Genomic DNA, 23,503 nt, shown 5'->3' with positions numbered 1-23,503 from the left:
CTTTTTATAAGATTTATAAAAACAAATTGTCACAAATGATAATTAGATCTTAATATTTTCACCTTAAATCATTAAATACCAAAAGAACTATTGCTTTATTTTTAATAACTCGAAGGTGATTTTTCCTGTTTTAGCCTCAATATTTTTTTAATATGTTTGAAATGACATAACATTTATGATTTAAAGTTAAAAGAATTTATCTTATAATAATAAACATAAGATACCATTAAAACGGCTAAGATAATTAACGGAAAAACAGTTCCAAATCCAAAACCTTCTACAGCAGTATGACTAATTGATGCAAATATAAAATCGAAGACAAATCCTGCATAAGCCCATTCTTTCAATCTTCTTGGTATTTTTGGAATAATTAATGCGATTACTCCTAAAATTTTAAACAATACTAAAGCGCTTCCAAAATATTCAGGATATCCCAAATGTCTGATTCCTTCTTTTGCTAATTCTGTTTGATAAGTTAATGCTGGCATTACTCCTTCAAATAAGAAAATAACAATTGTTGCTGTCCAAAAAATAATTTTGTTTGTTTTTTTTGATTTCATTTTTTCTGTTTTTTAAATTAATATTAAAGTTATAAATTAAAAGATTCACTTCTATTTTTATTATAATTTAGTACCCAATGTGTTCCAAATTTATCTATAAGAGTTCCAAACAATACACCCCAATAATTGTATTCTAGCTGATAATTAGATTTTCCACCTTGAGAAAGTTTTTCGTAATACTCTCTAATTTCTTTTTCACTACTACAATTCAAAAAAAGAGAAATAGTATTTCCTTTAATTAATTTATCATTATCTACTATATCTGAAGCCATTAATAACAATCTTTCTTTTGAAAGTGAAGCATGCATAATATAATGTTTCATCTGCTTAGGTATTTTTTCTGATATAGGAGAATCTCCAATAGTCTGATACAAAAGTTTCCCTCCTAAACATTCTTTATAAAACTGCATTGCTTCAAGACAATTTCCATTAAAGGTCAAATAAGAATTAATTTGTGTCATATTCATTTCATATGAAATTAAACAAAAATGCAATCGTATATCGGATTAAGTAACATTACAAAATTGCAACAAAAACAAGACTTTTAAAATGTGCAAAAATGACAACTTAAGGTATATTTACGTCAATATAATTTGTACTTTAGACCTTTATTCCAAGTATTTTATATGAAAAGTGTAAGTATTTTAGTTCCAGAATCGTCAGTATTACAAGCCATTGCTGATCCACAATATTTATTTTCTGCTGTAAATCAATTCATGATGGTTTCTGGTAAAAAACCTTTATTCAATATAGAACTTGTAGGATTTAAAAAAGAAATTAAATTAAATGATGGTCTTTATTCTGTGAAAACTACTCAACTACTAAAAGATGTAAAAAAAACAGATTTAATAGTAATTCCTGCATTGTTTGGTGATATGAAAAGTGCTATTAAAATGAATAAAAAAGCATTGCCATGGATAAATGAGCAATATGAAAATGGAGCAGAAATAGCTTCATTATGTGTAGGTGCTTTTTTATTAGCATCAACAGGATTACTTGATGGTAAAAAATGCTCTACACATTGGGGATTTCAAAACGAGTTTCGAGAAATGTTTCCAAAAACAGAAGTTGTTGATGGTAATATTATTACAGAAGAACATCGTATTTATTCTAGTGGAGGAGCTAATTCATATTGGAATTTATTATTGCATTTAGTTGAAAAATATACTGATAGACAAACCGCTATTTTAGCCTCTAAATATTTTGCCATTGATATTGATAGAAAAAATCAATCTGCTTTTGCAATGTTTCAAGGTCAAAAAAACCATACTGATGAGGCTATAAAACAAACTCAGGATTTTATTGAAAATAATATTCAAGAAAGAATAACAATTGATGAACTGGCACATTTAGTTTCATTAGGGAGACGAAGTTTTGAAAGACGATTTAAACTAGCTACTAATAATTCTGTTTTAGAATACATAAATAGAGTTAAGATAGAATTTGCGAAACGAAATTTTGAAACAAATCGAAAAAACATAAATGAAGTTATGTATGATGTTGGTTATACTGATTCAAAGGCTTTTCGAACTATTTTTAAAAAGATAACAGGATTAACTCCTATTGAATATAGAAATAAATACAACAAAGGAACTTTAAATTAGTTGCATACAGGAGAACTATTTTTTATTTCTGCTGAAAACCCTTTTAGAAAAGGTCATTCTCCATAAAAATATACGATTGTTGCTAAACCAAATAGTACATTAAGAATTTCTGAGAAATAAAAATTCATACCCAAAAAATCTTGTGTGATTGGAGATAGAAATGCTATTGGAATGGTTAATAAAATTTCCCAAAAGCATTTCTTAAAAATCGTTAATCATCATTTGATAGTAATTATAACCTGCCATTCCTATAGGAACGTGTTTCATTCTAGAATGGTTCGTTTTTTTAGTGGTGTTTATGATTTTCCATGTTATTAAATTTTTTAATAAATTCAATTATAATTTTACATACTATTTATCCAATCTATAATTTCTTGTTTTTGTTCGTTTGAAAGGACAGCGTCTTTGTGAATAAAGCTATATGAGTTAGGAGGCATTTTGTTTTCCTCAATTTGACTAACTATTGATTTTAATTTACTTTTTTTTCTTCTGTTTGAATAATTATCCCATTCGTTAAAATTTAATTCTGCTTTACCTTCATCAATATGATTTTCTAAAAACCAAGCAACTGGTTGTACTTTATTATACCACGGATATGATGTATTATTACTGTGACAATCATAACAAGCTGTTTTCAATAGGTTATCAATATTTTTTGGCACAGTATTAACTATCATAAAATCTGTATTGGGTACACTATCACTTTGATTGCGTTTTGTGGGAAAAAATTGAATTCCCACAAACACAATCAATAAAATCAATACTATGATTTTAAATTTTTTCATTTAGTTTATTTGCTTTTTTACACTTCCACATTTTAGCATTTTTGAACCAAAATATGGGTTTTTAATTTCTTTTACTTCGCTTAACCAATGTGCTCCTTTGTTGTTGTTTGCCATAGGACAAAAATCTTGATAAATAACTTTATCGGTTCCAAGAAGTGCTACTAAATCAGTAATATCTGTACTTAAAGCTTCAAAGTGTTCTCTTTGGTGATCAATAGGGCTTTTTACGATATGCTCTGCATGTTCTTTTGCACTTTCTTGAATTTCCATATATTCTTTATGTGTTTCTTGCGATAATTTTGACATATCGAATTTAGAAATAGCATCTAAAAGAGAATTTCCTCCTGTTGCTGTTTTTTCTTTACTATCAGCAACTAAACCATTTTTGATTTCAAAATAAGCATCAAGTATGGCTGATGTAGCAGTGTTTTTTGTACTGTTTTGAGTAATTGCTCTTTCTGTACTTTCGTTATTACCATGGCCGTGTCCGTCTTCGTGATTTGCTTCAGAGTGGTTGTGTGCTTCAACTGCTTCTAAATCCATTCCACATTTTGGACATGAACCTACTTCATCATAGGTTTTATCGCCTTCGCACTTCATTGGACAAGCATATGTTGTATGATTATCACTCATTTCATTATGTATTTCGTCTTTTTGTTCTCCTTTGTTGTCTTTACAAGAAATTGTTAAGCTTAATAAAGCTACTGCTAAAACTCCTATTACTTTTTTCATTATTTTTAAAATTTATTTGTTATTAATTGTTTCTTTTACTTCTCCACATTTTAACATGGAAGCCCCAAAATATGGGTTAATTACTTTATTTTCTTTACTTAACCAAAACGCACCTTTATCGTTATTTGCCATAGGACAAAACTGAACATAAGTAGTTTCGTTTAAAGGGTTAAAAGCTTTTGTCATTGCTACCATTACATTTGAAATTGGTTCTAAAGACATTCTTAATTCTTTAATGTTTTTTATGTGTGTAGCGTGTAATGTTTGTTTTTTTAACTCTGCTTGGTAACTCATCCATATTTTATGAGCATCTCCTTTAAATACGCTCATGTTTATTTTATTAAACGATTTTTCAAATTCTAAAAGAGCTTTTTTAGCCGAATTAAAATCATCTTTTGTTAAAGCATCTTTAAATTGAAAATAATCTTTATATAATGGTTGTAAGCTCTTTTTGGCTTCTGCACTAATTGCTGTTTTATCTTCTTTTAGCACTACTTTTTTATCACCATTCATAGACATTTGTGAATCTCCATGATTGTGTCCTGTATTTACTTTGCCACCTTCAATATTCATCATACTTGGTTTTCCAGCTAATTGTGCAGCAGCGTCAACATTAAAAGTACCATTTGCTACTATTTCTTCGCCAATTTCTAAACCGTTTTCAATTATATAATCGTTTCCTAATAATGGCCCTAAGGTAACTTCACGTAATTTGAATGTTATTCCTTTGTCAGTTTCATTTTTTACATATACAATTGAGCGTTTTCCTGTCCACATTACAGCAGATTTTGGGACACTTAATGTTGATTTATTTGCACTTATTTGAGTTTTTAAAGTACCTGTTGCAAACATTTCGGGTTTGAATTTTAATCCTGAATTAGCTACCTCAACTCTTGCTTTTGCAATTCGTGTTATTGGGTTTATAAATGGATCTATAAATGTTATTGTTCCCGAAAATTTTTCTCCTGGAAATGATGCAATTGTATAGTCTATTTTATTTCCTTTTTTTACCCAATTCATGTCTGATTCGTAAATTTCAAAAAGCACCCAAACGGTTGATAAATCGGCAACATCATATAATGTTTGTCCTTTTTGAAGATAATCGCCTAACTCAACATTTTTCTTGATAATATATCCTGAAACATCGGCATAAACAGGAAATCTATCTTGGGTTTTACCTGATGAGATAATAGTATTAATAGTAGCATCAGAAACTTTCCAATTTTTCAATTTCATTTTTACCGATTCAAATAATTCAGGTTGAATGTCTTTTACGGTATATGCTTCAATTAATTCTTGTTGTGTGCTGGCTAATTCAGGAGAATAGATATACGCAACTACTTGACCTTTTTTTACATATTCGCCCACAAACGAAACTTGAATTTTTTCGATACGACCTGGTATATGTGATGATTGGCTATAAACGGTTCTTTCATTAACTTCAACTTTTCCATTAAGTGAAATTTCTTTAACACCATCGGTATTTCCAACTTTGTAAGTAGAGATTCCAGCAATAATCATGGCAGATTCCGACATGCTAATTGCATCAGGATCTATATCATCATCTCCTGCTTCCAAAGGGATTAAATCCATTCCACATATAGGACAATCACCTGGTTCTGGCTGTCTAATTTGTGGATGCATAGAACAGGTCCATGTTTCTGCTTTTGATGAAGCATCTGTTTTATTTTCATCTTTTTCTTCAGAGCTTCCACCAAATAACAAAGCTCCTAATAGTAGCCCAACTAATAAGGTTATTGCTAATAAGATTTTTGTTTTTTTATCTATATTCATGATTAAAATTGTTTTGCGGTTAAATAATCTAATTCTGCTAATTTTACATGAAAAGTACTTATACTTGACAATTGCAATTTTTGATATTTTAAAAGCTCTTGTTGCATACGTAATACTTCTTCAAAATCTTTATTGGCATTACTGTAGTAGGCAAATAATAGACTTAAACTTTTGGATAGTGTTATTACTTGTCCTTCATATAATTTTAACAAGTCTCTTTCTTTTTGCAATTCAAAAACAAGTTTGTAATAGGTTCCGTTCAATTTGTTTTCATAAGCTTCTTTTTGAAAAGAATAATTTTCCTGCATTAATTTTGCTTCAGTAACTGCTGCGTCATATTTTTTTCTAAAAATGGGCAAACTAACTGTAACCATAGGCATGATAACATCTTTACCCGAATCTGGAAAATTATTCATTCCAGTACCTACAAAAACATAATCTAAACCAACTCCTAATTTTGGCAAACCTTGTTTTCTAGCTACTTCAATTGTAGCTTCCGAAGCTTGCTTTTTTAATTCAATTTCTTGTAGTATTGGATTAGTAACTATTGAATCTTTACGATATTCGATGGGTAATTCTATTGTTTCTATCTTTTTAGAAACAACAACTTTTTCATCATACTTTCTATTTAGAATACTGTTGAACCAAGATGTTAATGCTGGTTCTTTTTTATTTAAAATTTCTAAATTAGTTTGAGCATCTTTTATCATAATATCCACACGTAGAACATCTACTAAACTTCCTTTAGCATTTTGAAATTTTGTATTGGTTATGCTTTTGTACGATTCTAAAATTCTAATGTTTTCTTGTTCAATTTCTTTTAAACCGTGCAATTCATATAATGGATAATATACAGCGGCTACTTGTGAAAACAATTGGTTTTTAGCATTTAAGAATGCTTGATATTTACTTTCTGCAAGTAAAGTTGCTGCATTTTTTTGTGCTTTTAAAGTACCAAACCAAGGAAACATTTGCGAAAGAGATAATCGAACATTTTGCGGTCCAAGTCTTGTTTCCACGGGAGAAATAAAATACCCCATTGAAAGATTAGGATCGGGCAAAGAGCTAACTTGTGGTATTTTTTGCATGGCTGCTTCAAACTCTTTATACTTTGCTTTTAATTCTGGATTATTTTCCGCAGCAATAGTATAATAATCGTTTAAAGATTGTCCTTTAGCATTATAAGCAAAAAATAAAATGAATATAATTATTAGTTTACGCATTTCTCTTTTCTTTATTTTTAATTACTGTTTCTCTCCAAAACGCTTGTAATACAGGTACTACAAACATGGTCATAATTTGAATAGTCATTCCTCCAAATGTAGGGATTGCCATAGGAATCATAATATCTGAACCTTTACCAGTTGAAGTTAAAACGGGTAGTAAAGCAATAATTGTTGTTGCAGCTGTCATAACTGCTGGTCTAACTCTCATTTTTCCGGCTTCTACTACAGCGTCCCGAACTTCAGGTATTGTTTGTGGATTTTTTTCTTCAAAAACTTGGTGGATATAAGAACCCATGATTACTCCATCATCAGTAGCAATTCCAAATAAGGCTATGAAACCTACCCAAACAGCTACACTTAGATTTATGGGATGCATCTGGAATAAATTCCGCATGTTTACACCAGCAACGTCAAAATTCATAAACCAATCTTGTCCATATAACCAGAGCATAATAAATCCTCCTGCAAATGCAACAAATACTCCAGAGAAATGGATTGACGATGCAATAACAGTCTTGAATTGAAAATAAAGTAATAAAAAGATAACGATTAAACAAATAGGAATTACAATTGAAAGTCTTTTCATTGCTCTTATTTGATTTTCATAACTTCCTGAAAATTTATAATTTACACCTTGAGGCACTACCAATTCGCCTGAATCAATTTTAGCTTGAATTGCTTTTTGAGCATCATTTACTACATCAACTTCGGCATAGCCATCATTTTTATCGAATAATACAAAACCAACCAGAAAAGTATCTTCACTTTTAATGGCTTGAGGTCCTTTTTTATATTCAAACTGAACTAATTGACCTAACGGAATCTGTGCGCCAGTAGGAGTAGCTATTAATATTTTTCCTAATGCTTCAGGGCTATCTCTTAATTCTCTAGGATAGCGAACTCTTATAGGATAGCGTTCTCTTCCTTCAACAGTTGAAGAAATTTTCATTCCTCCAATTGCTGTTTCAATAGCTTGTTGAACATCTTCTATATTTAAGCCAAATCGAGCAATTCTTTCTCTATCAATATTTAAATGTAAATAAGGTTTTCCTACGATTCTATCGGCAAAAACAGCTTCGCTTTTTACAGAAGGAACTTCTTTAATAATGGCTTCTAATTCTAATCCAAATTCTTCAATAGTTTTTAAATCGGGTCCAAAAACTTTTATTCCCATAGGTGCTCTCATTCCTGTTTGAAGCATAACCAAACGTGTTTCGATAGGTTGTAATTTCGGAGCAGACGTAACACCTGGTATTTTAGAAGCTTTTACAATTTCATTCCAGATATCATCGGGTGACTGAATTATATCGCGCCAATTTCTATAGAAAGAACCATCTTCGTCATGTATTAAATTTTTTACAGTAATTGCCTGTTTTAGTGCTTCATCATGTGAAAGTGTATCACCAGATTTTGTAATGTAACGACCTTTATTATCGGTTTTAAATCGCATTCGATGTCCGTTAGCATCCAAAATATATTCTGGCTTATAATTGATAACGTTTTCATACATTGAAATTGGAGCAGGGTCTAAAGCACTTTCTACACGTCCTAATTTCCCAACTGCCATATCAACTTCGGGAATGTGGTTTAGAATCATATCGAGTTGTCCAACTACTTTTCTGTTTTGTTCTACACCAGCATGTGGCATAGATGTTGGCATTAAAAGATAGCTCCCTTCATTAAGTGTTGGCATGAATTCGGAACCAATTCCAGGAAATGTATGCGCTGGTACTGACCAAATTTTAGAGGATCTAATATTCCAACCTAATTTGTCTAACCCATTAGCAACAAAGCCAAAAGTGCTGTCGAATCCTATCCAAACTAAAACTCCAAAAAACAATGTTATCATTGGTAATAACATGAATTTACCTTTATTTTCTAAACACCAACGCAGTACTTTTTCATAGGAACTTACTATATACAAAAGAACACCTAATATTATTCCTAACAAAATGATTACAAATAGGTAATTACCAATTACACTTATCTGAGGACCTAAAGGCATCCATTCTTCAGTAAGGAAAAAGGATACAATAAATAATACTATAATTAAATTGAAATGCTTTGTATAGCGTTGGAATTTTTGAGGTATTTTGTGATTTAAGAGATCATATAACCCCATTAACGTTAAAGCTAATGGAAGCCAAATTTTAAAATAAATACTCAATAATATACCTCCTGAAATAAATACATACGCCCAAAAACGTTTTACTCTTTTTTTGTCGTAGTCAATCCCAAAAATATAATGAGCTAAAGATGGAAGAATAATTAATCCTAAAACAAAAGCACCTAATAAAGCAAATGTTTTAGTAAATGCTAAAGGTCTAAATAATTTTCCTTCGGCAGATTCCATAGCAAATACAGGAATAAAACTTACAACCGTAGTTGCTAAGGCAGTTGTAATAGCTGAAACAACTTCGGTAGTTGCTTCATAAATTACCTGCATTAATTTTTTGCCTTTTGCACCATGGTTTTCTGGCATTTCGAGATGTCGAATAATATTTTCGACAAACACGACGCCTACATCTACCATTACTCCAATTGCAATAGCAATTCCTGATAAAGCCACTACGTTAGCATCTACACCAGCATAACGCATTACAATGAAAGTCATTAATACTCCAACGGGTAATAAGCTGGAAATGATTAAAGAAGCTCTTAAATTTAAAACTAAAAGTAAAACCACAATAATACTGATTAATACTTCATGCGAAAGAGCTGTTTCTAAGGTTCCAATTGTTTCCTGAATTAATTCTGTTCGATCATAAAAAGGAACAATTGTTAATTGGCTTACAACACCATTAGCTAATGTTTTTTTAGGTAAACCTGGTGCAATTTCATTGATTTTAGATTTTACACCATTAATTACTTCTAATGGATTAGAGCCATATCGTGCAATAACAACACCACCTACGGCTTCAGCACCTCCTTTATCTAAAATCCCTCTTCTTGTTTCAGGTCCTAATGCAACTACACCTATATCTTTTATACGAATTGGAACATTGTCTTTAACTGCTACAACGGCCAATTCAATATCTTCTACTTTTTTAACATAACCTAAACCTCTAACTAAATACTCGGCTTGGTTAATTTCAATTGTTTTGGCACCAACATCTTTATTCGATTTTTGTACAGCAGTCATTACCTGCATTAAACTGATATTGTATGCTTTCAATGCATCAGGGTTAACATCAATTTGATACTCTTTTACAAAACCACCAATGGATGCTACTTCTGAAACTCCTTGCACGGCATTTAGTCCGTATTTAATGTAAAAATCTTGTGCTGTTCTTATTTCTTGTAAATCCCATCCACCAGTAGGATTACCGTCTTTATCTCTTCCTTCAATTGTGTACCAATATACTTGCCCTAGTGCTGTTGCATCTGGACCTAATGATGGTTTTACATTTTCGGGTAATAAACTATTTGGTAGTGAGTTTAATTTTTCCAATATTCTGGATCTGGACCAGTAAAATTCGATATCATCATCAAAAATGATATAGATACTTGAAAAACCAAAAATAGAATTACTTCTAATTGATTTTACACCTGGAATTCCTAATAAATAGGTTGTTAATGGATAAGAGATTTGGTCTTCAATATCTTGAGGCGACCTACCTTGCCATTGCGTAAAAACAATTTGCTGATTTTCACCAATATCAGGAATAGCATCAACCGCAACCGAATCAGAAGGAAGAAATGGTATTTTCCAATTAAACGGTGCTGTAGAAATACCCCATAAAATTAGAACTATAAAAATAAGTACAGTTACTAATCTATTTTCTAGGAAATATTTTATTATTTTATTTAACATATGAATATAAAATTTACAACCAACAAAAAATTATTTATCAAAGATTTTGGTAAACATTTTTTTGAATATTCCTCCAAAGAAGAACTTTGGAGGAATTAGGTTAATTACAACTTACTAAAATAAAATTACTCGCGGTCATATTGACAACATCCTGGAAGATTGTTATAATCTTCGTCTTTTGCTTTAACAAGTTCAGTATCATAACCAGCTTTGGCTATACGTTTTGCAATTTCTTCTTTATTTATTTTAGATTCATCATAAGTTAATGTTGCCATTTGGGTTTCTTTGTTCCATACTACGGTTGCAACATCTTTGATATTTCCTGCTTTTTCTATTGTTTTTTTGCACATTCCACAATTTCCAGAAACTTTTATTTCTTCTGTTTTTGTGTTCTCTGTTTGTGCATTAATTGTGGTTGATAACAATACCGTAATTGCTATTATTATTTTTAATAATGATTTTTTCATTCTATATGATTTTAGTGTTCAAAAAGATTTTTTGAATTAATTTTTGAAATAAATTTAAATTGAATAACAGATATATTGAATTAAACAAACATGTTTAACATGAATAGTTTAAACATCAATAAACGTTATAAAAAGTAGTAGTGCTACTACTATAAATTTGACACAAGTATGGATGTCAAACTCTGAATTTAGCTTATTTTAGGTATAAGCCATATAGAAGAATAACCCTTTAAAACAGAAGGTATTTTATAGAAAAAATTAACTTTATTTGAAGTTATAAATCTAAAAATAGTATTTGTTTTGAATGCAAGTATTATTGATGTAGAGCTACTTGTACAAGTTGAAGAACAACCACATTTTGAATGGCCGCAATTTCCTTCACATCCGTTATCATCAGAATCACTGTTGCTATCACAACAGCTTTGTTCTTTTACTTTAATTGAAGAAACTTCTTTTTCACAAGTATATTTTTCACTACCACATGCAAAAGAAGTATAAGGAATTAAAAATATTCCTAAAAACAAAAGTAATATGAAGTATGATTTTCTCATTAATTGATAATAATGATATGACAAAGTTAACCAAAACAAATTATTTTTTATCAAAAAAATGTTAAAATAAATTTGCTTTGTGATTTAATGGCGCATTTTTATTTGCATATTTATCTATTATCATTTGTGTAATGGAGGTATAGGAAGTAGTCCCTTTGCATTGGATTTTGTGCTTTTGGCATAAAAGTGAAGTGTAATTTTTGTTTTCATTGTGGTGACCAATTAATTATTACTCAATTTAATTTCCTAATTGAAAACAAACAAGATGTTTGATGAGTGAACAAGCTATTGAACAAGTCATTAAACCGCCTATTTTCAATACTTCCGAGAGTTTAGCGAGACCCTAATTTTTGGTTTTTTTAGGGTCTCGATTTTATCTCGATTAGAATAAGATTTAATGAATAATTTGATATGGTTGCAAAAAAAAAACCCGTAAATCATAAGATTTACAGGGTTTTGCTACCGTTTAGGATTTTTTCAGCGGAGAAAGAGGGATTCGAACCCCCGGACCTGTTACAGTCAACAGTTTTCAAGACTGCCGCATTCGACCACTCTGCCATTTCTCCAGTAAGTCACAATCATTTCGTGATTGCGAGTGCAAATATAGAAAGCTTTTTTAAATTTCAAAAATAAAATACAATAAAAAAATATTTTTTTATCAATAAAAAACACAACAAACTAAATATAAGCGATTTAAATAAAAATATTTTTTTTACAGTCTTACTATATTATTTTTAAAAAGACCGTATTTATTTAAAAACACGGTCTTTTTAATATTCTTATTTCCCTAGCTCAGCAATCTTGGCTTCAACTTCTATTTCACTTCCTTCAAAAACTTTTTCTTCTATAAGTTCTTTTCCATTCACATTACTTTTAACGATTACTGTTGCTTTTACAATCCCATTTTCATCTTTCTCTTTAACAACATCAATATCTATAATAGTTTTCTCTACATTATGATTACAATTTGGTCCATGTACATGAGTAGCATCTCCTCCTTGTAGGTGTTTACAATTAGGGTTAAGGCAGCCTTTAGCTTCACATTCTTCAACATTTTTAGAATGACATTCAACAGTTGAACCGTGCTTATGACAACATGATCCTAATTCTGTAGTTACAGAATGCCCTCCTAAAATAGGTGCAATAACCAAACCTATTAAACATGTTAATTTAATTAATATATTCATAGATGGTCCTGAAGTATCTTTAAATGGATCTCCAACAGTATCTCCCGTAACTGCTGCTTTATGAGCATCAGAACCTTTATATGTCATTTCTCCATTAATTTCAACACCTGCTTCAAATGATTTTTTAGCATTATCCCACGCTCCACCAGCATTATTTTGAAACACAGCCCAAAGTACTCCTGAAACAGTAACACCTGCCATATATCCTCCTAACATTTCTGCAATTAACTGATTGTTATCAGTATAAACTAATTTCCCTAACAATACAATTGCAATTGGGAAACCAATTGTTAAAATCCCTGGTAACATCATCTCTCGTAAAGCTGCCTTTGTAGAAATCTCTACACATTTACCATATTCAGGTTTTCCAGTTCCTTCCATAATTCCTGGAATTTCTTTAAATTGACGACGTACTTCATATACCATATCCATAGCTGCTTTTCCAACAGAGTTCATTGCCAATGCAGAGAAGACTACAGGAATCATTCCACCCACAAATAACATAGCTAAAACCGGTGCTTTAAATATGTTAATTCCATCAATTCCTGTAAAAGTTACATACGCAGCGAATAAGGCTAATGAAGTTAAAGCAGCCGAAGCAATTGCAAATCCTTTCCCTGTTGCTGCAGTTGTATTTCCTACAGAATCTAAAATATCTGTTCTTGTTCTAACTTCTTTTGGTAATTCACTCATTTCAGCAATTCCTCCAGCGTTATCCGAGATTGGCCCAAAAGCATCAATTGCTAATTGCATTGCGGTAGTTGCCATCATTGCAGAAGCAGCTAAAGCAACTCCATAAAATCCTGCCAATGCATAAGAAGCCCAAATTGCTCCAGCAAAAATCAATACTGTCGGAAAGGTAGAAATCATTCCTGTTGCTAAACCTGCTATTACATTTGTTCCTGCACCAGTTGATGATTTTTGCACGATTGCTAGAACTGGTTTTGTCCCTAATCCTGTATAATATTCTGTAACTGAAGAAATAACTCCACCAACTACTAACCCTACAATAGTTGCATAAAATACACGCATTGAAGAAATATCCTTTAACCCTTCACCAAAAAAATCCATTTTCATAGTTTCAGGCAACATATATTTCACCAAGAAAAAACACGATATTAGCGTTAAAACAATAGAAACCCAGTTTCCAATATTTAAAGCTCCTTGTACTTGTTTTTCTTTAGCATCATCACTTTTAATTTTGACTAACATGGTTCCGATAATCGAAAATAAAATTCCGAAACCTGCAATTGCCATTGGTAATAAAATGGGACCAATTCCTCCAAAAGCATCTTGAATACTTCCTCCCATATCTTTAATTACATAATTTCCTAAAACCATTGCCGCTAAAACTGTTGCTACATAAGAACCAAATAAATCAGCTCCCATACCCGCAACATCACCTACGTTATCACCTACGTTATCTGCAATTGTAGCAGGATTACGAGGATCGTCTTCTGGAATACCAGCCTCTACTTTACCAACTAAATCTGCTCCAACATCTGCAGCCTTAGTGTAAATACCTCCACCAACACGAGCGAACAACGCAATTGACTCTGCTCCTAAAGAGAATCCTGCTAAAGTTTCTAAAACAATTGTCATATCTTCAGTAGAAGTCCAAGTTCCTTTCATAAATACATGAAAAAGAATAATAAAAAATGCTGTTAAACCAAGGACGGCTAAACCCGCAACTCCTAATCCCATAACTGTTCCACCACCAAAAGAAACTTTTAATGCTTGAGGCAAGCTAGTACGGGCTGCTTGTGTTGTACGAACATTAGTCTTTGTTGCTATCTTCATCCCCATATTTCCGGCCAAAGCTGAGAAAATAGCTCCAAAAATAAATGCAACCACTATTAATATATGCGTTGTAGGAACAATATATGAAATACCTGCTAACGCAATACTTGCTCCAATTACAAAAAAAGTTAATAATCTATATTCTGCCTTTAAAAATGCTAGCGCTCCCTCATATATATAATCTGAAATTTCTTTCATTTTACCATCTCCTGCATCTTGCTTTAAAACCCAAGCCCTTTTATACATCATAAAAAGAAGCCCAATAATTGCCATAATAATTGGCACGTAAATCATTATTGAATCCATAAAATTTTTTGGTTGTTTTAGTTAAAAATAATTTGTCGTTCTTAACAAAAATAAACAAAAAAGGCAATATTGATTAACAATATTGCCTTTTTTATGAAATTCTTTAAAAACTATTTAATACTAAACAATCCTTCTGGTTTATTTTCTATTTCTTGAAAACGCTTTGTACATTTTACAAAAATTTCTTTTGCTTCATTAACATCTCCCCATCCTTCAACATCAACTTGTTTATTTTCTAAATCTTTATAAACTTGAAAAAAATGTTCAATTTCTTTTATTAAGTGTGAATTTACATCACTTAAATCATTTAATTTATTCCAAATAGGATCAGAAACTGGAACACAAATTACTTTTTCATCTGGTCCTTTATCATCTGCCATATGAAAAACTCCAATTGGTTTAACTTCCATTACACAACCAGGAAAAGTTGGCTCATTAACTAAAACTAAAACATCTAATGGGTCTCCATCTAATGCTAATGTTTCAGGAATAAATCCATAATCTGCTGGATACATCATTGAAGAAAATAACATTCTATCAAAACGCATTCTTTTTAACTCGAAATCGTACTCATATTTATTTCTACTCCCTCTTGGAATTTCAATCAGTACATCAAATGTAGTAACTTTATCTGCAGTCATTTTTATTTATTTTTATAAGGGAGTGCAAAGATAATAAACATTACCTTATTTTTAAGACTAGAAACATTTTTTTAATACACCAATGGCTTTCTATTTCTTTTCTCCAAATAATAATGCCATAAAAAATAAGATGCCATTGTTCTATACGGCTTCCATTTTTGTGAGATTATCAAAATATCATCTGAAGAGCAACAATTATATAACTCTTTTATTGTATTTATAATTGCGATATCTCCCAATGGAATTATATCTTGTTTTTGAAGAGAAAACATAAGGTAAACATCAATTGTCCAATTTCCAATTCCTTTAATCTTGATTAACTCTTTTCGAATTTCATCTGCTGATTTCAATTCAAAACTATCTAGATTTAACTGCTTATTTAAAACTGCTTTTGATAATTCTTTAAGATATACTACTTTTTGTCGACTTATCCCATTAGCTTTTAAATCTTCTTCATTTGCCTCAAAAATTGTACTAGGTGTAATTTCTACTAAAAACGATTCCAATTTTAGGAAACATGCTTTTGCAGAAGATAAAGAAACTTGCTGCTCTAAAATTAATTTACATAGCGTAACAAAACCTTGTGGTCTACTAGGAATATAAGGAACTCCATATTTTTTATAAAGCTGATTCAAGACCTTATCAACCGAAATTAGATATTGAATTGACTCTTCCATTTTTTTAGAAATAAAAACCAAACGAAGCTCTAACTCCAAATTTTCTAGCATCTGGCATATTCAAATAACTTCCTCTCCATGCAAAATCAATACGAAGTACTTTAAATATATTTCCTATTCCTGCATGATATTCCCAATATAAATTTTCTGGTGCTATATAATTTAAACCTGAAGCATTAATAGTTCTATTGTTTTGAGAAACATTACCATAAACTCCTTTAATTCCAACTATTTCCCTGAGGTTTAATTTTCTTAAAAGAGGCACTCTTGAAAATAATCGTCCATTAAAATGATGTTCAAAATGAAGTGATGCATACTCATCTGCAACAAAGTCATAATAATCTAAAAGATTATATGTATTTTCTATAATAAAATAAGACTGATTACCAGGAACGACTCCCATCAATCCTAATGGCACTGTTCCAAAAATTTTACCTGTTTCAAAAGTAGTAAATAATCTTCCGAAACCACCTATTAATACAGGCTGCCTATAGTAAAGTTGAAGTTTTTGATAATCAAAATCACTATCAAAAACACCTTTCATTCCACTACTATAACTTATAAAAAAACGAGCATAATTACTATCAACTTCTAACCTATCAACTCCATATCCTACTGTTTTTCTACCTGGTGTATATTCTAACTGTAAGTTAAGTTCTGCTTGCTTAACTTCACTTTTAACCTGAGTTTGCGTTAAATCGGTATAATAATCTAAACTAAATTCATTTGAAGCAGAAGACAATGTTCTATAAGAGAAATTTGTTTGAATACTAAAATTCTTTAGCATTTCCATTTCTGCTCCTAATGTTGTCAAATTCACATTTGTAAGCTTATTATTCGTTCCACTAGAAAACAAAGAAGACGAGGCAAAACTCCTTCCTAAAACATCATTTGAAGTAGTTAAACTCACTCCTATCTGCTCAACATCCCTTCTATTGCCTAATGACAAAATAAATCGATTTCTCGGATTAATCATCCATCTTCCTGAAATACCATATTTTACTTTATCATCTCTAAAACCGTATGCTGTATATCCTTGAATCCTCCATTTATCATTTGGTCCAAAATATGTTCTTCCTCCTATTCGTATTCTCGCTCCTTCTACATCATTATATCCGAAGGTTGAAAATATTGGTCCAAAATCGAAATTCCCATACTGTATATAACCACTTCCCAAAATAGATGCCAGATTATAAATCCGTTTAAATTTAGGAACCGTTTGCAAAGTATCTAACATTTTATAGATCCCCAACTCATTATCATTCAATCTTTCAAATCTATTTTCTTGCCAAAATTCATCAGTTTGATTAAAAACAGTATTATCATAAAAATTCACTTCCTCTCGATAAAACTTATCTTCTTTTGGAATATTAAATTTATGATCTTTAAAAACGGTTGTTCTCTTTCCATAAACTCCTTTTGATTCTTCTTTTTTAGAAAAACTAAAATCAGACATCATATAGTCTCTCTTCAACAAAAACACGGAATCATTTAAAACATCAAACTCTTGTTCGATGTATATTTCTTTAACCCAGTTAATATTCGCACTCTTACTTGCTTCTAAATTAATTTTTTTAATAGCAAAGGTGCTATCATTAACCCAAAAATCTCCTTTAAAAGTCAATTCATTTTTTCTTCTCGGATAATAAACAATATTATAACACCATTTATTATCAATATACATACTATCGTTTAGTACATAATTATAAACATTAATCCCTGTTCTTGAAAGCGGACTTACGAAGTCTTTATCAAAGAATTTTAAATAATTATTATAGATATCGTATTCTGCGTATAGATCTTTAATAAAAGTATTAACTCCATCCCCATCTCCAAAACCAGAATTTTTATTTGCTTTTAGAACTTCTTTTTCTTTTTTAGTTACATTATCACCATAAACCTCGCTTAATTCTTCATTTATAAAAATAGGCAAGTATGATTTTCCTGTAATTCTTGAAGTATCCATATTATCAAAAACAAACTCCATGCCTTTGAATATTTTACTATTCATAAAAGCACTATCAATAGTATTCATATCGAATTCTACTTTTTCATATTTATTATATTGATATTGATCAAACATTCTAAGCCCATTCTTCCTCCTTCTTTCCCAAATTTTTCGAAGTATATCTAAAGCAGGGTTGTCTTTTTTCGAAGTTTTTCCTGAATAAACAACCACTTCTTTTAATTGAGTTCCCTCTTTTAGAATTATTTTCAAGTTTGAGTTTAATCCAGCTTTCAAAGGAACTTCCTTTTTTTCAAAACCTATAAAAGAAACTATTAAAGCGCTATAATTTTCTTTAGATTCAAAATAAAAATTTCCATTTTCATCTGTAATAACTCCTTCTCTTGAGTCTTTAAATATTACGTTTGCAAAAGGAATAGGTTCATTAAACTCATCTACAACTTTTCCACCAACTTTCGTTTGAGCTACTCCTAAAAAGGAAAAAAAAACAAACAGATAAAATATTTTTTTAATATACATATTTAATAATTCTATAAAACAAAAAAAACTTCATCATTTAGTGATGAAGTTTCAAATATAGTGAGTTTCTATTTATTTATACATAACTTTTTTTACTGCTTTAACTACATCGTTTGCATTTGGCAACCATTCTTTCAATAATGCTGGTGAATATGGAGCAGGAGTATCAGCCGTAGTAATTCTCTGAATTGGAGCATCTAAGTAATCAAATGCCTTTTCCTGAACCATATAAGTGATTTCTGAAGCTACACTTGCAAATGGCCATGCCTCTTCTAGAACCACTAGTCTATTTGTCTTCTTAACTGAAGCTAAAACAGTATCATAATCTAAAGGTCTAACCGTTCTTAAATCTATAATTTCACAAGAAATACCATCTTTTGCTAATTCATCAGCAGCAATAAATGCTTCTTTTAAAATTTTACCAAACGAAACAATTGTTACATCAGTACCTTCTCTTTTAACATCTGCAACACCTAAAGGTAAAGTATATTCTCCTTCTGGCACTTCTCCTTTATCTCCATACATTTGCTCTGATTCCATGAAAATCACCGGATCATTATCGCGAATTGCTGATTTTAAAAGCCCTTTTGCATCATAAACATTTGACGGAACAACTACTTTTAATCCTGGACAGTTCGCATACCAACTTTCAAAAGCTTGTGAATGTGTTGCTGCTAATTGACCCGCAGAAGCTGTTGGTCCACGAAAAACGATAGGAATATTAAATTGCCCACCTGACATTTGACGCATTTTCGCAGCGTTATTGATTATTTGATCAATCCCTACTAAAGAAAAATTAAATGTCATAAATTCAACAATAGGTCTATTTCCATTCATTGCAGAACCTACTGCAATACCCGCAAAACCTAATTCAGCAATTGGAGCATCAATTACTCTTTTTGCACCGAATTCATCTAACATACCTTTTGAAGCTTTATATGCTCCATTATACTCAGCAACTTCTTCACCTATTAAATAAATAGATTCATCACGACGCATTTCTTCGCTCATTGCTTCACAAACTGCTTCTCTAAATTGAATTGTTTTCATTCTATTTCCTTTAAAATCAAAATGCATGTTTTACGTTTAAAAACAACCATTTCGAAATTCTACTTAATATTCGTTATTAAAAGGCAAAAATAGCAAAAAATTAAAATTAATACATTGTTATTATCAATAATTAAATTTCACTCTTCACTATGCATACCACACATTATTTTTTCTGAAGAAATTAAAAATATGATTTATGTTTTTTATCAATATTAATCACTCTAATACAATCTTCTCCATCTTTTTGAATTGTAACATTTTTCACTTTATCACCTTTCTTTTTTACAGCATAGAAAAATTCTTTCAAGGAACTTGTTTTCGCATCCTTATATATTACTATTGGTAAATTGTACTTACAGAAATGTTTCAAGAAACTCTCATAATTTGTTTTCCCTTTAGCTACTGACTCTAAGATATCTTCTAATTTACGAGCATCTGTCCCTCCTATTTCTGGACCTTTTACTACTTTTACAACATCATCTTTCTCTTCCTCTGGTGGTGCATCTGGAACATTTTTAAATGGATTCCACGGTATTACACTTTTATACTTTTCTACTTTAACTACTTCCTTTTTCTTCGGAATAACAAACAATTCTTTTATTGTAACATGCTTATAATCGTTATTAACGACTAAAGAAACCACTTTTTTACCTGGAGTAGTAAATACATAAGTACACTTTTCATCAAAAGAATCTACTTTCCCACTTTCTCCAAATCTCCATTCCCATGATTTAGCTCCATCTGTTCTATCAACAAACTCAACTTCTTCATCCTGCATAACATTTCCTGGCACTCTAAACTTAGGAAACTTTGACTTATCTAAAGAATTTTCTTTAGGCAGAATGGTAATTACTTTTTGAATTGTGCACTCATTATTCACAATTAGCTTAACTAAATATTCTCCTTCCTCCATAAATGAGTGTGCAACTTTCGATCTAAAAGAAATCTGAGTATTATCTCCAAAATACCATCTCCAAGAATGAGATTTCTTAGAAGCATCTGAAAAAATAATTAACTCACCTACTTTAAATGAAGGCGCATCAACTTGAAACTCTTTAATATTACACTCATCACCACTATTCATTTTAATAATGAGAACAATACTAGATAGTAAAAAAATTGACAAAAATAATATGGGTACTTTTAAATCAAAATATTTCTTCATCCGTTCAAAACCAAACTTTCCTAAATTAATTATCTAAATAAATTACATTAAAATTGCTTTTTTAATGTTTTTTTTTCAAAAATAGGAATTTTCTTTTTCATAATAGCACCCAGCAACTTTTTTGTTTTTATTAGTTTTTTAATTATTTAAAATTATCATCTTAGCATTCTTTTATTCAGAATATATTTATAACGAAATCCTTGTTTTTTTTAATAAAAACCCATACTATTGTAGTTAGTTTTAAACTAAAATACAAACAACAATACAAACAATGAAAATGAGACTAATTGCTTTACTTTTTTTTTCATCTTTATTAATTAATTGTGGTTCAAAGAAAAACTCTTCATCTTATAATGATGATAACATATACAATGAACCCACAGAAAACAAGAATAATTACATTGTATACGAACCTCTTCCAGAAGAAGATAAAGTATACTTTGCCAACAAATTAGGCGTTAATAAAGATGAAATATTAGATGGGAAACTTTATTCATTTGTAAAAGAATGGGAAGGAACCAAATACATATATGGTGGCGAAACAAAAGCTGGAATTGATTGTTCTGCGCTAATGCAACGCTTATTCAAAAAAGTCTACAACTGTTCACTCCCAAGAACAGCTGAAGAAATGGGCTTAGATGAAAAATTCCATTTATTTAAGTCTACAAAACATTTAAAAGAAGGTGATTTAGTATTCTTTAGAATAACAGATGAAAGAATCATTACTCATGTTGGAGTTTACTTGAAAAACAATAAGTTTTTTAATGCCAATCTATCAGGAGGAGCTTCTATTTCTGATTTAAAGAGCAATTACTGGAAAAAATTTTATGTAGTATCAGGCAGATTAAAAACTCCAGACGAAAAATGACAGAAGAACAAACTTTTATAGACAACCAGAAAAAACTAACCCCTTTTGATCTAAGAGCAGAATTACTTCTAGAATCATTGTTAGAGAATAATGTTGATGATCTTAATATCGTATTAAGATCAAATGGTTTATTTTATCGAAAATTCAGTAAAGACAAAATGTCAATTTCTTATGATTTAATCGATAAAGAAATTCTAAATATTGACATTAGTAGAGATGGATTTTATGATGTTTTACCTGAAAGTATATCTCATAATTTCAGAAATTCAAATAAAGGGAACAATCCTGTTGAAGAATTTAAAGCCAGAAAAAGAGAAGAGAAAGAAGCTAGACACTTTTTTAATCCGATTGAAAATGAGCTTTTCAGATTTAGACATTCAATAGAAAAAAATGAATCTCATTTTTTTTCTAATTTAAGTGCAAATGGAATTGTTGATATTATAAAAACAATATTAGTATTCAAACAAAATATTCCAGATGATTTAGTTGTAAAAATGTTTTATGCTATTTTACAACAAAAAGACAATTCTAATCAAAATATTGATGGAATTGTAAATACTTTGGAACAAATTCTTGAAGAAAAGGTAACCTATAAAACTAAGAACATACAATTAGAAAGTCTTATTGATAATATTGAAGAATCGAATGATTTTATCATGGGAATTAACACAACACTCGAAAGCAATGAAGAAATCTATTTAAAAAAGTATAGTTTCACTATTGGACCATTAAAAAATTCTGAAAATTTAAACCATTACTTTAAAAATGAAGTTATGGATTCTTTTTTAAATAACTTTTTTAATTTATTTTTACCCTTTCATGTTCAATATGATTTTGATTTAATTTTAAACAAAGAAGATCAACTTTTCTTAATGGACGACAAACAATATAAATCAAGACTAGGAATATCAACTATATTATAAATGAGAAAGTACTTAAATTACGTAAACGGAGGTGCAGAATTATTATATTTATTGCTAATAATATCATTCGGTTTAATTTTAATGATATTAATTGGATCGAAAATCCCAAAATTCAGACAAAGCAAAAAGAAATACTTTTTATATGTTCTTTTACAAGTTTTGGTGTTTGTGATTTTTTCTGTTATACTTTACAATCTAAAAGACACAACACTTAACCAAAGATTCATTTCTTTTCAGGTATATATGAGTATCGCAGGAATAGTACATTTAAAAGTATTCCATGATTACTTTAAAAAATTTGAAGTTAAAAAATTCATAGGTGATGTACTAATTTCCATAAACACAACAGTATTTATTGCTGCATTTATGGTTGTTATTTCGAAATATTTCAATGATGGTGACTACATTTTTTTCATAGTAAGCACACTACTATTCTTTATACTACCTACTTTGTGTTACAAATTATTCGAATATGCAATATCAATTCCTGTAAAATTACACAAACGATGGTTTTATCCTTTAAACGATAAATATCCTTCACCTAAAATATCTGAAATGAGAAACATCATTATTCTAAATTTGGTTTTCCAAAAAAGAGCCAATGATAATCAAATCATAAATTTTAAGGTTAAAGCTCCAAGAGCAATTGATTTCGGTAGATTATTCTATTATTTTATAAATGACTACAACGAAAAGAACCCTAATAGTCAAATTAATTTCGTGGATGAAAAAAACCAACCTTATGGATGGTATTTCTACACTAAACCAAAATGGTTTAGTTCATCAGAATATATTGACCCAGAATTAGCAATAGATACAAACAATATAAAAGACGGAGCAACAATCATTTGTCAACGTATATAAACAA

20 protein-coding genes and 1 tRNA gene are annotated in these 23,503 nt (G+C 30.1%); 4 read left to right on the top strand and 17 right to left on the bottom strand.

From position 1 onward, the window contains the following. Nucleotides 1-173: 173 nt before the first annotated feature. On the bottom strand, nt 174-560 hold the full coding sequence (locus tag LXD69_RS08385; RefSeq protein WP_045968851.1) for a DoxX family protein: 387 nt from the start codon (nt 558-560) through the stop codon (nt 174-176). Nucleotides 561-589: 29 nt separating this feature from the next. Continuing rightward, nucleotides 590-1,027, bottom strand: coding sequence for a VOC family protein (locus LXD69_RS08380; protein ID WP_246918757.1), 438 nt, complete (start codon nt 1,025-1,027; stop codon nt 590-592). A 159-nt stretch (nt 1,028-1,186) separates the two neighbouring features. Between LXD69_RS08380 and LXD69_RS08375 the strand changes: the two genes are divergently transcribed. Continuing rightward, a complete protein-coding gene (locus LXD69_RS08375) occupies nt 1,187-2,164 on the top strand; it encodes a GlxA family transcriptional regulator (protein ID WP_045968855.1) in 978 nt (325 codons plus the stop codon). Between the two features lie 201 nt (nt 2,165-2,365). Here the strand turns inward: LXD69_RS08375 and LXD69_RS18015 are convergent, their stop codons facing one another. The 15 genes from LXD69_RS18015 to LXD69_RS08305 form a co-directional block, all read right to left on the bottom strand. After that, the gene (locus LXD69_RS18015) at nt 2,366-2,500 is read right to left on the bottom strand and encodes a hypothetical protein (protein WP_262916264.1); all 135 of its coding nucleotides are present in this window, start codon (nt 2,498-2,500) and stop codon (nt 2,366-2,368) included. Between the two features lie 8 nt (nt 2,501-2,508). Next, nucleotides 2,509-2,949, bottom strand: a complete 441-nt coding sequence (locus LXD69_RS08370; protein WP_246918755.1) for a heme-binding domain-containing protein — start codon at nt 2,947-2,949, stop codon at nt 2,509-2,511. Then, a complete protein-coding gene (locus LXD69_RS08365) occupies nt 2,950-3,681 on the bottom strand; it encodes a DUF3347 domain-containing protein (RefSeq protein WP_246918753.1) in 732 nt (243 codons plus the stop codon). 12 nt (nt 3,682-3,693) lie between these two features. After that, a complete protein-coding gene (locus tag LXD69_RS08360) occupies nt 3,694-5,475 on the bottom strand; it encodes an efflux RND transporter periplasmic adaptor subunit (protein WP_246918751.1) in 1,782 nt (593 codons plus the stop codon). A gap of 2 nt (nt 5,476-5,477) precedes the next feature. Beyond that, nucleotides 5,478-6,698 (bottom strand): TolC family protein, encoded by a 1,221-nt coding sequence (locus LXD69_RS08355; RefSeq protein ID WP_246918749.1) that lies wholly within the window; start codon nt 6,696-6,698, stop codon nt 5,478-5,480. Beyond that, the gene (locus tag LXD69_RS08350) at nt 6,691-10,515 is read right to left on the bottom strand and encodes an efflux RND transporter permease subunit (RefSeq protein WP_246918747.1); all 3,825 of its coding nucleotides are present in this window, start codon (nt 10,513-10,515) and stop codon (nt 6,691-6,693) included. The genes LXD69_RS08355 and LXD69_RS08350 overlap by 8 nt, the downstream gene beginning before the upstream one ends. A gap of 125 nt (nt 10,516-10,640) precedes the next feature. Continuing rightward, entirely contained in the window at nt 10,641-10,982 is a 342-nt protein-coding gene (locus LXD69_RS08345; RefSeq protein ID WP_246918745.1) for a heavy-metal-associated domain-containing protein, read from the bottom strand. A gap of 188 nt (nt 10,983-11,170) precedes the next feature. Continuing rightward, a complete protein-coding gene (locus tag LXD69_RS08340) occupies nt 11,171-11,533 on the bottom strand; it encodes a hypothetical protein (RefSeq protein WP_246918742.1) in 363 nt (120 codons plus the stop codon). A gap of 481 nt (nt 11,534-12,014) precedes the next feature. Continuing rightward, nucleotides 12,015-12,099 (bottom strand) — tRNA-Ser (locus LXD69_RS08335). Between the two features lie 213 nt (nt 12,100-12,312). Next, complete coding sequence (locus LXD69_RS08330) at nt 12,313-14,826, bottom strand: sodium-translocating pyrophosphatase (RefSeq protein ID WP_246918740.1); 2,514 nt, start codon at nt 14,824-14,826, stop codon at nt 12,313-12,315. Between the two features lie 110 nt (nt 14,827-14,936). Continuing rightward, nucleotides 14,937-15,467, bottom strand: coding sequence for an inorganic diphosphatase (locus LXD69_RS08325; protein ID WP_045968979.1), 531 nt, complete (start codon nt 15,465-15,467; stop codon nt 14,937-14,939). A gap of 71 nt (nt 15,468-15,538) precedes the next feature. Further along, nucleotides 15,539-16,144, bottom strand: coding sequence for a DNA-3-methyladenine glycosylase family protein (locus tag LXD69_RS08320; RefSeq protein ID WP_246918738.1), 606 nt, complete (start codon nt 16,142-16,144; stop codon nt 15,539-15,541). A gap of 4 nt (nt 16,145-16,148) precedes the next feature. After that, on the bottom strand, nt 16,149-18,629 hold the full coding sequence (locus LXD69_RS08315) for a DUF5686 family protein (protein WP_246918735.1): 2,481 nt from the start codon (nt 18,627-18,629) through the stop codon (nt 16,149-16,151). A gap of 72 nt (nt 18,630-18,701) precedes the next feature. Further along, the gene (locus LXD69_RS08310; RefSeq protein WP_045969306.1) at nt 18,702-19,679 is read right to left on the bottom strand and encodes a pyruvate dehydrogenase complex E1 component subunit beta; all 978 of its coding nucleotides are present in this window, start codon (nt 19,677-19,679) and stop codon (nt 18,702-18,704) included. 181 nt (nt 19,680-19,860) lie between these two features. Next, entirely contained in the window at nt 19,861-20,844 is a 984-nt protein-coding gene (locus tag LXD69_RS08305) for a PKD domain-containing protein (RefSeq protein ID WP_246918733.1), read from the bottom strand. A gap of 271 nt (nt 20,845-21,115) precedes the next feature. Between LXD69_RS08305 and LXD69_RS08300 the strand changes: the two genes are divergently transcribed. The 3 genes from LXD69_RS08300 to LXD69_RS08290 are packed head-to-tail and all read left to right on the top strand — an operon-like array spanning nt 21,116 to nt 23,499. Then, a complete protein-coding gene (locus LXD69_RS08300) occupies nt 21,116-21,712 on the top strand; it encodes a C40 family peptidase (protein WP_052705215.1) in 597 nt (198 codons plus the stop codon). After that, nucleotides 21,709-22,635, top strand: a complete 927-nt coding sequence (locus LXD69_RS08295; protein WP_045968986.1) for a hypothetical protein — start codon at nt 21,709-21,711, stop codon at nt 22,633-22,635. Before LXD69_RS08300 ends, LXD69_RS08295 begins: the two co-directional genes overlap by 4 nt. Continuing rightward, nucleotides 22,636-23,499 (top strand): TssN family type VI secretion system protein, encoded by an 864-nt coding sequence (locus LXD69_RS08290; RefSeq protein WP_045968988.1) that lies wholly within the window; start codon nt 22,636-22,638, stop codon nt 23,497-23,499. The last annotated feature ends 4 nt before the right edge of the window (nt 23,500-23,503 follow it).

This window comes from Flavobacterium sediminilitoris, from assembly GCF_023008245.1.
GTDB lineage: Bacteria > Bacteroidota > Bacteroidia > Flavobacteriales > Flavobacteriaceae > Flavobacterium > Flavobacterium sediminilitoris.
Note: the sequence above shows the minus strand (reverse complement) of the source record. Positions and strands in the feature narration are given on the sequence as shown.